Below are 12244 nucleotides of genomic sequence, written 5' to 3'. Positions count from 1 at the left end.
GCCCCTAGCCTATCTGCACATGGTCGAGCAAGGCATTCACCACCGCCTGATGCGTCACGCCTTCTGCCAAGGCATCATAAGACAGGCTGATACGGTGACCGAGCACCATGGATGCCATGGCGCGCACATCATCGGGCAAGACATGATCACGCCCCTGTAACCACGCATAAGCGCGGGCACATTTGTCCAGCGCAATGGAGGCGCGAGGACTCGCGCCAATTTCGACCCAACGGGACAAGTCGGTATCGGGGTAACGATCCGGATGACGGGTCGCCATCACCAGTGCCACGATATAGTTTTCAACCAAATCAGACACTGCAATGTCCGGCAGCGCACGGCGAGCCGCAAACACCACCTCGGGATCGATATGGCGGTGTTCATCATGCTGCGTGTCTCTGGTGAGCTTTTCTTCATGTTCTGCGTGACGCTCTTCATTGCGTTCTTCGCTACGCTCTTCACTGCGAACCAGCCGCACAATGTCCCGCTCGGCACTGTCGTCCGGGTAATCCACCGTCACTTTCATGATGAAGCGATCCATCTGCGCTTCCGGCAATGGGTAGGTACCTTCTTGCTCTACGGGGTTCTGCGTCGCCAGTACCATAAACAACGGCGGCAAGGCATGGGTTTCGTTACCCACGGTGATCGTGCCTTCAGCCATCGCCTCTAATAACGCCGCCTGTACCTTGGCTGGCGCACGATTCACTTCATCTGCCAGCACGATGTTGTTAAATATCGGTCCCGCCTGAAAATGCAATTGCGGCTTACCGTCGACCTCTTGGTAAACCTCCGTCCCCGTCACATCCGAAGGCAGCAAGTCTGGGGTGAATTGAATTCGGCCAAACTGAGTATCGAGCAAATTGGCCAAAGATTTCACTGAACGGGTTTTCGCCGTGCCCGGCAAGCCTTCCAGCAGCACATGGCCATTGGTCAGCAAGCCAATCACCAACGCCTGCACCACATGGCTTTGACCAATCACGCTGCGCTCGGTCTGCGCAATCAGGTCGTTCATTGCTTGTTGGGTCGGATTCATGAATGCTCCCTTAACAGGTTTTCGTTCGCTTCACGCTCACTCGCATTGGAATACGCAAAACGGGATCAATACAACAGGATCAATGAGGCTGACTCCGTGCCTGCCCTTTCAAACGCTCAATCGCTTCTGCGGGCACATACTGACTCAGTGTGTTCAAACACTGGATTAATGCCTTAGTGACCGCCGCGTCTTGCTGGTTTCTTGCCAACACATCACACTGCGCATACAAATGCTGTGGATTGCCACTGACTGCAAAGGCTTTGTGCAATGACTCACTCGCCGCCATCACATCCTGAGGCTCCAGCGCCAAGCCATACACATACCAATACTGGGCGTTTGTTTCAGCGCGCTCTGCCGCTTGCTGCAAATACGCTAACGCCTCTTTTTTGCTCACCGCTGGATTCTTCTGCCGCAGTAAAGCAAGTCCGGTACTGAATGGTAATGCTGCCGACTTAGGCTGCGCTTTCATGCCCGCAATCAGGGTTTGCAGCGCCAATTGCTCGTTGCCCTGTTCACGGTACAAATCGGCTAAATTAACGTAGCTGTTCTCAAAATACGGCTCTACTGCTATGGCGCCCTGATAGGCGGTGATCGCCGCTTGTGTGTTGCCCTGTGCGCGATAGACGTTGCCCATATTGGTTCGGCCAAATCCTCTGTCGGCGTTGTAACGCTGAATATCCATGTATTCAGCCAACGGTGCTGCTAACCGCGCTTTCTGTGCTTCTGACAAAGCTGACCACCCCGTAACCAATGCCCCTGCCGCTTCACTGCGCACAGACAACACAGGATCCGCCAACAGTGGACTGATGATTTGCCAGCGTTCCGCCAGAGCGAACCCATCAGAGCCTGCAATCGCACCAAGGCGGATCAGGGCACTGTCATGTTTAACGGCTCGGCCCAATGCCACCACCCGATTTTGCTGACGGGCACTGAGCGCACGGGGATCGCCAGCATTGCCCGCCAAACGCGCCAACGCAGAGGCACGAATAATGTCGCTTTCACTGCCGTCTTGCGCGGTGTATGCCAGCGCGTCCATCGCATCTGGGTGACCAATAGCGTTGGCATAAAAGGCGATAGAAAAATGACGAGGATTCTGATGCTGAGACTGCGGGAACCACTCACGTAATCGTTTCGCCGCCCATTTATCGTCTTGATCCTCATGGCACTGGGTACACGCATTCGGTGCTCCGGTGTACTGGCTGAGATCCGGGCGTGGCACTTGCCAGCTGTGATCACGGCGGGGATCCACTTGCATATATACCGTCTCCATCATGTGGCAAGACGTACAGGTGGAGGCCTCGGAGTCCGGCGCGTGGAAGGTATGCTTTTGTGGTGAATAGTCACTGGCGTTATGGCACTGCTGACACAGTGCCGGCTCGGGCATTTTGAGTTTTGCCGTGTGGGGATCATGACAGTTGGTGCACGTCACCCCTTTTTTCGCCATTTTCGACTGCAAAAATGAGCCGTACACGTAATCTTCATCGAAGATCTGTCCATCAGGATAATAAAGCGCATCCGTGATCAAGCTGAGTCGGTATTGTTCAAGGAAGGCATTAGCGCCGGATGGTTTCTCTGCTGATACATTGGGCGTTCCCTGCATCGCGCCATGTACGGAATGCGGTGACTCCGTTAATTGCGTGCGGCGACTGTGGCATTGCGCACACGCCACCACTTGATCTGTCTGTTCAATGGCTTTGGGTTGCAGGGTCGGATTGCCCTCGCGGTGTACCCACTGGCGTACCGCTTGTTTTACATCGCGGGTCAGCCCAAAGTGATCCGTGCTCTCTGCACTCACCGTCTGCTTAGCCCAATCAACGTGCGTTTTGCCCGGGCCATGGCACGCTTCACACCCCACATTGATATCTGAATACGTTGTGTCATAACGATCCTTGTCGGCATCGTAGTTTTTTTGCAGGTTGGTGGAATGGCAATCGGCACACATGTGATTCCAGTTCTGGCCTGTATTGGTCCAGAAAAACGGATCGGTCGCGGTTTGATCAGGATAGAGGTGGAACCAACGTTGCCCGCCTTCTGACTCGGGGCGCGTATCCCACGCAAAGGGGATCAACTGAATACGGCCATCGGGAAAGGCCACCATGTATTGCTGCAACGGGTAATAACCGAAGGTATAACGGATTTGATAATCACGAAATTGGCCATCACTGCCCGCGATATACACCCAATATTCCTCACCTTTACGAAAAAAACGATTTTCGCCCCCGTTAAACGGCAACACATCGTTATTGAAGTTGCCTAAAACACTGTCGACGGTGGCATGCTGCATCGCCTTGTCATGGTGTGACCCTTGCCAGGCTTCGGCAGCGTCTTGATGGCAGCCCACACAAGTTTGGCTACCGACATAGTCCGTCGAGGCAGCCTTTACCGTGCTGATAGCAACCATCAGCCACATCATCATCAACAGCCAATATCGTCGTTGTGCATTCCTTGCCACGTTGCCTCCTTGGCCTACCTGCCTGATGTTTGGACTTTATTTAACTGTATAACCTGAATAGCCATATCGGTAATCACAGATAAAAAAGAAGCGGCACCCAATCGGATCCCGCTTCTTTAATGACGCCTTATTTATTCTGCGATTCTTTCAGCTTATCCATCACCTGATCGAGGCTAAAGCTGGCCGCTTTCTGGCGAGGTGGGAACTCTTTGAAGGTTTCCAGATACTGCGCCACATAGGTTTGTGCCGGTACCAGCATGTACGCGCGATCCAACATCCAGTCATAATAGGTATTGGAGGTAATATCTGCGACTTCGTACGGGTCCATTCTCAGGTTGAAGATTTTAGGCACTCGTAATGGGGTAAACGGTTCCGCCCAAATACGCAGTGTCCCTTTCGCGCGCTGCTCAAGAAACACTATCTTCCACTTGTTGTAACGCAGTGAAGACAAGTCACCGTCATCGGTAAAGTAGAAGATCTCTTTACGCGGTGCTTTCTCTTCTTTACTGGTCAGATACGGCAGGAAATTGTAGCCATCGAGATACACTTTATAGTCGGTATCCCCGACTTTGGTGCCTTCTTTTAGCTTCTCTTTCACACTGTCATCACCGGCTGCCGCCAAGAAAGTTGGCATCCAGTCCATGTGGTGCATGATCTCATTAGAGACCGTCCCCGGTTCAATGTGGCCCGGCCAACGCACCATAGCAGGAACTCGGTATGCCCCTTCCCAGTTGGTATTTTTCTCACCACGGAACGGGGTTAAACCGGCATCTGGCCACGAGTTCATGTGTGGGCCATTATCAGTCGAATAGAAAACAATGGTGTTATCTTTAATCCCCAAATCGTCCACTTTCTTGAGCAGCAATCCCACATGGGTGTCATGTTCAACCATCCCGTCGGCATAGGTACTGATACCCGTGGTGCCTTGCAGTTCCGGCTTCACGTGGGTACGGAAGTGCATACGCGTCGCATTCCACCAAATGAAGAAAGGTTTATCCGCTTTGACGGCTTTTTCCATAAAGCCCATCGCGGCATCAACGGTTTCGTCGTCAATGGTTTCCATGCGTTTACGGGTCAGAGGACCGGTATCTTCGATTTTGCCGTCAGCATAGGAGTGGATCACCCCTCGTGGGCCGAACTTCTTACGGAACTCCGGATCTTTCGGGTAGTCGACATTTTCCGGCTCTTCCTCTGCGTTCAAGTGGTAGAGGTTACCAAAGAACTCATCAAAACCGTGGTTAGTCGGTAGGTGTTCATCTTTATCACCCAAGTGGTTTTTACCGAACTGGCCGGTCATATACCCCAAGGGTTTGAGCAATTCAGCAATGGTGACATCTTCTGGCTGCAAGCCCAAATCTGCGCCCGGCAAGCCCACTTTACTCAGGCCAGTACGCAAGACACTTTGCCCGGTAATAAACGTCGATCGCCCTGCCGTACACGACTGCTCACCATAGTAGTCAGTAAACATCATGCCTTCTTTGGCAATACTGTCGATGTTGGGGGTTTTGTACCCCACAAGCCCAAAGGTGTAAGCACTCAGGTTAGATTGCCCAATATCATCCCCCCAAATGACCAAAATATTCGGCTTACCTTCAGTGTCCTCTGCTGCGTAAACATTACCGACCGTTGCGACGCCTAATGTCAGCGCCATTGCAGCCAGCCGTACCACGCGGTATTTCCCTGCCATATAAACCCCTATCGGTTATTTTCTATCGAATGGAAATAAATGGTTGAATGTAAACGTATAGCTTACAACAGGGGGATTATCGACCAAGCCAGAGACATTGCCGTCCGTTACAGGCACAAAAAATGACGTATTTAAACTGTTTAATTCAATAACTTAAAAAATCAAACATAATAAAAATCAAAAATATCAATACATTACGGAGGGTGCGACGAATAGGTAATTAATTGCGTTAACCGTACAAAGAGGTGGACATCTCAACATCAAAAAAACATATATGCAGATCGCAAAAAATCACTCGCCGTCTTTTCTTATCGTGATAACAGATAAAGGCATGCTGCTATTTTATAATATTATTCAGACAGATTTTCCTACCTCGAAATAGCACAAATTTGCTTCAACCGAAAGACTTCAACCTGCGAGACACCACACTTTCAATCTTGAAAATATGCAAATCCGTTTCCCGTTATTACGTCTACTCAATGTACTCAGAATGGGTTTGAATGACACGGTAGCCATACATCCCTAACGTGATATTGATAACCATCGACACACCGCCAACAACGTAGCAAAACAACACAATATGCGTTGCTACTCCGTCCCTCATTTCGCCGCCAGCCCGACAAATGAAGGCGCAATAGCGAGCCAACGAGTGACGGTGGATGGAAAGGAGTTCCGATGACAATAACAACCAGCACCCCGCAATCCCCCACGCTGTTACAGCGTATATCCTCACTTTTCACCCATGTAGTACAACGCTATTTACCCGATCCCTTTTTGTTTGCCGCCATTCTGACCTTTGTCGTATTCCTCATTACCATGCCAGTCACTGGCCAGTCTCCTCTTCAGGTTGTTGATGCATTTGCGGGCGGTTTCTGGAATTTACTCGCGTTTGCCATGCAGATGGCAATGGTGGTGGTCACCGGTCATGCCATGGCCTCGGCACCGGTCTTTAAGCGTTTCTTGGCTAACCTGGCGGGGTACGCCACCAGTCCAACGCAAGCCATTATGATCGTCACATTCATTTCTGCCGTAGCCTGTTTGATTAACTGGGGCTTTGGTCTCGTTGTCGGTGCGATTTTTGCCAAGGAACTGGCCGCACGCGTAAAAGGCGTCGACTACCGTTTGCTGATTGCCTCTGCCTATACCGGTTTCCTCTTCTGGCATGGCGGCCTGTCTGGGTCTGTACCGTTGTCTTTAGCGAGTGGCGCAGGTTTAGCGGAAGCGACCTCCGGTGACCTCACCGAAGCCGTTCCCACCAGCGAAACCATTTTCTCGGTGGTCAACATGGCGATTGTCGGCGTGATGCTGATTGTGATCCCACTGGTCAATAAGGCGATGCACCCAAGCGCAGAAAATACGTTTGTGATTGACCCGTCACTGCTGGAAGACAGCACGGAACCCAAACAGGAAGCCGCACCGACAACACCAGCAGAACGCCTAGAACAAAGTGTATGGGTGAACCGTGCCTTGGCACTGCTCGGCTTTACTTACATCATCAACTACTTCATCGAAAACGGCTTTGCCCTGAACCTGAACATTGTGAACTTCGTGTTTCTGTTCACCGCCATTTTGCTACACGGCACACCAAAGCGCCTGCTGAATGCTATCGCACAAGGCACCAAGAACACGGCGGGTATCCTACTTCAGTTCCCATTCTATGCCGGTATTATGGGCATGATGGTGGCCACAGGCCCAGACGGTGTATCGGTTGCGGGTGCGGTCTCTGACTGGTTTGTGAATATTTCCAATGAACTGACCTTCCCGGTGTTTACCTTCTTGAGCGCAGGTATCGTGAACTTCTTTGTGCCTTCTGGTGGCGGTCAGTGGGCGGTACAGGCGCCTATCATGATGCCTGCAGGACTAGAATTGGGCGTCCCAGCGGCGAAAACCGCGATGGCGATTGCTTGGGGCGATGCGTGGACCAATATGATCCAGCCATTCTGGGCGCTGCCTGCTTTGAGTATTGCGGGTCTAAATGCGAAAGACATCATGGGTTACTGTATCGTGACACTCTTGGCGTCGGGCGTGATTATCTGTACCGCGTTCTTATTCCTATAAACGTGTAATACAACGCCAATCAGCCACCGCACGCGGTGGCTGATTCGTTTTCCATGCGCTATCACTGAACCAATGTCGCCCTTTTCAATGGGGTTTCTGCTTTACCTTGATCCCTCTCCAACAACGTCACCGACAGCATTCAGTCCTTTCCGCTTTCCTGTATATTGCCACCAGCCATTACAGCATCAATCTCAACAGTATGGAGGTGAGAAATGGGGAGCCTATTCAGTGGACCGTTTTGGTTGTATCTCGCGTTACTCTTTGTGTTTCCTTTCATACTGGCAAACATTCACATGGGTGACAGAGCACTTCTCAGCTACGTTATTAACCCTCCGTTTTGGTTTTCTGGCACGGTCGATGAAGACAAATCCACCTCCTATTACTATTCCTATAACCGTCAACACATTCGCTATTCACCCTATGGCAACTGGTTTGAACTGGGTAATGACGTTGTGGAAGGCGCTGACCTCGATACCTTTGAAGTGCTGAATGAAAAATATGCCCGCGATAAAGACAGTGTGTATTACGGCCCGACAAAAATATCAACGGTGGCTGATCGCGATACGATCGAGATCCTCAATCACTTTGTGGTGAAAGATAAGGCTGGCGTCTATGTTAACGACGGTGGACTCCTCAAACGCCTTAGCAAACGCCATGAATTCATGACCGTCAAAGACGCTGATCCTGACACCTTTGAAATCATTACCAACAGTTGGGCGAAAGACAAACAACATTACTATTACGACTATCGCATCATGGATGTGGACTACGACACATTTGAAATACTCAGTGACGATGTCGCTAAAGATAAACACGCGGTGTACATCAAAAGTGATAATAGCTTTGTAAAAACCGACGTTGTCGGACAACACTTTCGCGTACTTGATAACCAATATTTCTACGATACATCGCATATCTACTGGTATAAGGCGGATTTTATTCATGACGGTGATGAACGCTACACGGGACAGGATAGTGCTACCTTTTGGTTAGCAAGCCTTCCCTATCAAGACATCAGCACCTTTCGCATACTGGGGGATGAACACTTGGCCATTGATAACATCGTATATGACGATGGCACGGCACTTACCGACGCAGATGCAGCGACGTTTACATTAATTGACCACGACCATTTTGCCAAAGATGCCCAACATGTGTATTTCAACGGTGCCATTATTCCACAGGCCGACCCCACCTCATTCACACTGCTAGAGGCCATCTTTGAGGACTACTCCACCACCAGTCGTTATGGTCAAGATGCACAGCACGTATTCTTTGAAGACCGTGTCATATCAAAACAAAGCGGTTCGCTGGAAGTATTGAGCGAAGAAACGTTCTTAAAAACGGCCGATCATATCTTTTACTTAGGGCATTCTTTAGAGGGGGTGAACGTCCCACAATTTACCCTATTAGAACGCTTTTCAACCTACGGCGGTGATGGCCAATCCATGTATTTTGGCCATACCAAAATCGAAGGAATAGACATCAACACGGTGGAAGTCATTATTCGAGAATCTGCCATTCGAGATGCCAACCATGTGTATTGGGAAGGGAAAAAAGTCGACGGTGCCGATCCTGACAGTTTTACCCGTAGCCATAGCGGCTACAACACATACGACATGGAAGATGCCAACTACTATTACTGGCGTGGTGAGCGGGTGGAAAGCAAATAAAGCGGTGTTGATGCACACTGGATGTATTGAGCATGAAAATAAATAAGCGTGACCACTGAGGGTTATCCGGCGAGGCATCCCACCTGCTGTAGAATGAACGCGGTTCTTTATTTAACAGACGCCTTGGGGGACCTCGATTAGCGTATAACCCAATTTTTCGTAGGCACTCACCATGACAACGCCATTCACAGAGCCTGACGATTATTCCCCGTTGATCACCACGACGGTTTTACGTTCAACCAACATCGCTTCAAACTGGATCACGCCAACATCACTCGTCTCGCCTGCTAAACGTTTTAATAAGGTTTCCACGGCGGCCTGCCCCAACCGGTATTTCGGCTGGTGAATGGTGGTCAGTGCGGGCGACATGAACTGGGCTATGTGAATGTCATCGTACCCGATGAGCGAGAAATCCTGTGGAACAGACAAGCCCTTTTCATTGGCAGCATTCATTACGCCCATCGCCATCATGTCGTTACAGGCGAAAATAGCCGTTGGCAGCTCGCCAGACGCATAAATACGGTTAAAGGCCTCGTAGCCGCCATCGCATTCAAAGTTCGATTCAACGATCCATTTCGGATTAAACGCCAATCCCGCTTCATTGAGCGCGCGTTTAAAACCTTCATAACGCATCATGGCTTGATAACGATTGAGCGGCCCTGTGATACAACCAATGTCACGATGGCCGCAATCAATCAGGTGCTTCGCCGCCATGTAGCCGCCACTGAGCGAGTTATCTTGAATTTTGTCACAGGTAAACCGGATCGGCCCCCAATCCATCACCACAACGGGAATGTCTGGGTATTTATCAAAGATATCGAACTGCTCCCCTTCTAATGAGGAACACATCAGGATCACCCCATCAACCCGCTTTTGCAGCAAGGTGTTAATCGAGTCCTGCATGCGCTGGTGATCACCTTCGGTGTTACACAAAATGAGGTTATAACCTTGTTGATAGCAGCTGCGCTCAACCCCTTTTACCACTTCCCCGTAGAACGGGTTGGTAGAGGTGGTCACCAGCATACCGAAGGTTTTGGTGCGGTTCATTTTCAGGCTGCGCGCGAGCGCGGAGGGGGTGTAGTTGAGTTCCTGAGCGGCTCGATTGATCCGCTCAGTCATTTCTTCGCTGACATAACGTGATTGGTTGATAACATGGCTCACCGTTGAGCTCGACACACCCGCCAATTTGGCGATATCTTTCATGGTTGCCACGCTATCTTGCTCCTATCACTGCTTAGCGAGAAATTCCTCGACTTCTTCACGGCGAGGGATCGATGTTTGTGCCCCAAAACGTGTCACGCTGATAGCAGCGGCCGCATGGGCAAACTTAATCGCTGATTCTAGCGGCATTTCTTCCAGCAAACCAGTGACGAATGCCCCATTAAACGTATCGCCAGCCGCCGTTGTGTCGGTCGCTTCCACGCGGAAACCCGGGATCACTTTGCCTTCACCGCCTTGGCTTAGCCACACACCTTTCGCACCCAAGGTGATCATCACCGTATGGATACCTTTGGCATGCAGAACGTTCGCAGCCTGCTGTGCCGCTTCATCGCTATCAACGGTGATACCGGTTAGCGCTTCGGCTTCTGTTTCGTTTGGCGTGATGATGTCTACATGGTTCAACAACGTATCTGGCAGTTCACGTGCTGGTGCAGGGTTAAGGATAACCGTTGTACCTGCCGCTTTTGCTGTTTGCGCGGCTTTTTCAATGCCACACATTGGGGTTTCCAATTGCATCAGCAAGTAATCCGCCTGACGGATCGCATCCAAGTCTGTTTCAATCGCTTCGGCGGTCAATTTCGCGTTGGCTTCTGCTGAAATACAGATACTGTTTTCGCCGCTGTCAGCCACCTGAATCATCGCGATACCGGTTGGGCAGTTTGGCTGCATCTTCACGCTGGCAATGTTGATGCCGTCCATTTTGAAATGTTCGCGAATGTTAATGCCGAACGCATCATCACCCACATAAGCAATAAAGCCGGTATCCGCATTCAAACGCGCAGCCGCCACAGCTTGGTTGGCACCTTTACCACCAGGGATCACTTGGTAGTTGCGACCGTGCAATGTCTCACCCGGACGCGGGAAAGAAGGCACCTGAAGCACATGGTCTGCATTCACACTACCTAATACCACTAACTTATTCATACGGTTATCCTTGGTTCTCAAATTGGTTCTTATATTTGGTTCTTAAAACGCTAGCTAACGTTGTTTTTCATCGGCGCTCGCCCCACTGACCGCGAAGACGACGCGCACAATGGATTTTTTAATTATGTTCAATACCGGTACGCACGGTAAACACACGCGCTTCTTGCGGTGCTAAGTACTGTAGCGTGCCGTTGGCTTTGGCCGTCAGGAAGCCTTCCGGACAACACGTTGCTGGCAACGCATAGGCTGCCACTTGTTGATCTTCACTGCGTAAAATCCAGCGAGTAGCACTGCAAAACTCGTTGGTATTAAAAGCCGTGACCAGCGACTTATCGCCAATATTCATACGAAACTCTGCACGTTCAACGTGATCTGGCAGATTTTCCATAAAGTACACAATTTCTGGGTCGTACATCGCTGGCTGATCCAATGCGGCCATTGGCGCAGACACTTTCAGTGATTCATTGAACGCCAACCATTGTTCTGTTGGTTGCACGTGTGCAGGAACACTTTCGCGCAGCGTGAACGTGCTGTCTGGAATGTTCTGTGTCATCTCGGCATTGTCGATATACGCCGCATTGATATGGCACATGTACTGCAGCGGCATCGGCACGCTGGCCAAGTTCTTCACCTGCATTTGAATATCAAACACGCTCGCATCTTTTGCTAAGCGTACGGATGGTGTGGCCAGATAATGATCCCCAAAGCCCATCACATATTCGTACGTGCCTTTGATGGTTACCGACTCCTCATCGATTTCCAACCATGCGGTGTCCATGTTTGCACACGGCATTTCACCATGCAGCACATGATCGTCCTGCGGCGTTGGGCAACCCATACGGATCATACCCGCGTGGAACGCAAAACAACCGTAAGTTTCCACAATGCTTTTCGCCGGCTTTGGCTCGCTGAACATGTTCTTCATGCACAAATCGGTACCCAGAAACTCAGCGTCCCAAATCATTTGTCCCATGAACGGCAGCACCACCAAGTGACCTTGACTGTTCTTGATTTCCAACGCTTCAATGCCAGAACGGTACGCAAACGCATGAATTTCAAAGTCCGCCGATTGAGCAATCAATGTTTTGTGCGCGGTAAAATGCGCTTTATGGAGTGGGAATGTCAACATCATTATCTTTTCACCTTGAGTTGAGGAGCGCGTGATACACACTCACTCGAAGCAAGGGCCACCCGCTTGC

7 protein-coding genes and 2 pseudogenes are annotated in these 12244 nt (G+C 50.5%); 2 read left to right on the top strand and 7 right to left on the bottom strand.

Annotated features, from left to right (window positions below; all coding sequences use genetic code 11):
- Positions 1 to 4 precede the first annotated feature (4 nt).
- The 4 genes and pseudogenes from ACSF8W_RS06190 to ACSF8W_RS06175 form a co-directional block, all read right to left on the bottom strand.
- A pseudogene (locus ACSF8W_RS06190) lies at positions 5 to 370 on the bottom strand (AAA family ATPase); the annotation flags it as partial.
- Positions 371 to 444: 74 nt separating this feature from the next.
- Positions 445 to 1030 (bottom strand): annotated as a pseudogene (locus ACSF8W_RS06185) (AAA family ATPase); the annotation flags it as partial.
- 79 nt (positions 1031 to 1109) lie between these two features.
- Positions 1110 to 3446, bottom strand: a complete 2337-nt coding sequence (locus ACSF8W_RS06180; RefSeq protein ID WP_500846671.1) for a cytochrome c3 family protein — start codon at positions 3444 to 3446, stop codon at positions 1110 to 1112.
- Between the two features lie 163 nt (positions 3447 to 3609).
- Positions 3610 to 5169 (bottom strand): arylsulfatase, encoded by a 1560-nt coding sequence (locus ACSF8W_RS06175; RefSeq protein WP_500845990.1) that lies wholly within the window; start codon positions 5167 to 5169, stop codon positions 3610 to 3612.
- A gap of 675 nt (positions 5170 to 5844) precedes the next feature.
- Between ACSF8W_RS06175 and ACSF8W_RS06170 the strand changes: the two genes are divergently transcribed.
- Positions 5845 to 7227 (top strand): short-chain fatty acid transporter, encoded by a 1383-nt coding sequence (locus ACSF8W_RS06170; protein WP_500845988.1) that lies wholly within the window; start codon positions 5845 to 5847, stop codon positions 7225 to 7227.
- A 212-nt stretch (positions 7228 to 7439) separates the two neighbouring features.
- Positions 7440 to 8900, top strand: coding sequence for a DKNYY domain-containing protein (locus ACSF8W_RS06165; RefSeq protein ID WP_500845986.1), 1461 nt, complete (start codon positions 7440 to 7442; stop codon positions 8898 to 8900).
- A 201-nt stretch (positions 8901 to 9101) separates the two neighbouring features.
- Here ACSF8W_RS06165 and ACSF8W_RS06160 read toward each other — a convergent pair whose 3' ends face one another.
- The 3 genes from ACSF8W_RS06160 to ACSF8W_RS06150 form a co-directional block, all read right to left on the bottom strand.
- Positions 9102 to 10112, bottom strand: coding sequence for a substrate-binding domain-containing protein (locus ACSF8W_RS06160; RefSeq protein ID WP_500845984.1), 1011 nt, complete (start codon positions 10110 to 10112; stop codon positions 9102 to 9104).
- 15 nt (positions 10113 to 10127) lie between these two features.
- Positions 10128 to 11045, bottom strand: coding sequence for a ribokinase (gene rbsK, locus ACSF8W_RS06155; protein WP_428475812.1), 918 nt, complete (start codon positions 11043 to 11045; stop codon positions 10128 to 10130).
- Positions 11046 to 11163: 118 nt separating this feature from the next.
- The gene (locus ACSF8W_RS06150; RefSeq protein ID WP_500845983.1) at positions 11164 to 12177 is read right to left on the bottom strand and encodes an aldose 1-epimerase family protein; all 1014 of its coding nucleotides are present in this window, start codon (positions 12175 to 12177) and stop codon (positions 11164 to 11166) included.
- Positions 12178 to 12244: the final 67 nt, after the last annotated feature.

It is taken from the genome of Photobacterium sp. 270122K, from assembly GCF_059941365.1.
The sequence above is the reverse complement of the archived record's forward strand: the minus strand, read 5'-3'. Positions and strand labels throughout refer to the sequence as shown.

What these genes read in the sequence shown, in the direction of transcription:
- ACSF8W_RS06180 (WP_500846671.1), bottom strand. Translation starts at nt 3,446, where the DNA reads ATGATGATGTGGCTGATGGTTGCTATCAGCACGGTAAAGGCTGCCTCG.
- ACSF8W_RS06175 (WP_500845990.1), bottom strand. Translation starts at nt 5,169, where the DNA reads ATGGCAGGGAAATACCGCGTGGTACGGCTGGCTGCAATGGCGCTGACA.
- ACSF8W_RS06170 (WP_500845988.1), top strand. Translation starts at nt 5,845, where the DNA reads ATGACAATAACAACCAGCACCCCGCAATCCCCCACGCTGTTACAGCGT.
- ACSF8W_RS06165 (WP_500845986.1), top strand. Translation starts at nt 7,440, where the DNA reads ATGGGGAGCCTATTCAGTGGACCGTTTTGGTTGTATCTCGCGTTACTC.
- rbsK (WP_428475812.1), bottom strand. Translation starts at nt 11,045, where the DNA reads ATGAATAAGTTAGTGGTATTAGGTAGTGTGAATGCAGACCATGTGCTT.
- ACSF8W_RS06150 (WP_500845983.1), bottom strand. Translation starts at nt 12,177, where the DNA reads ATGATGTTGACATTCCCACTCCATAAAGCGCATTTTACCGCGCACAAA.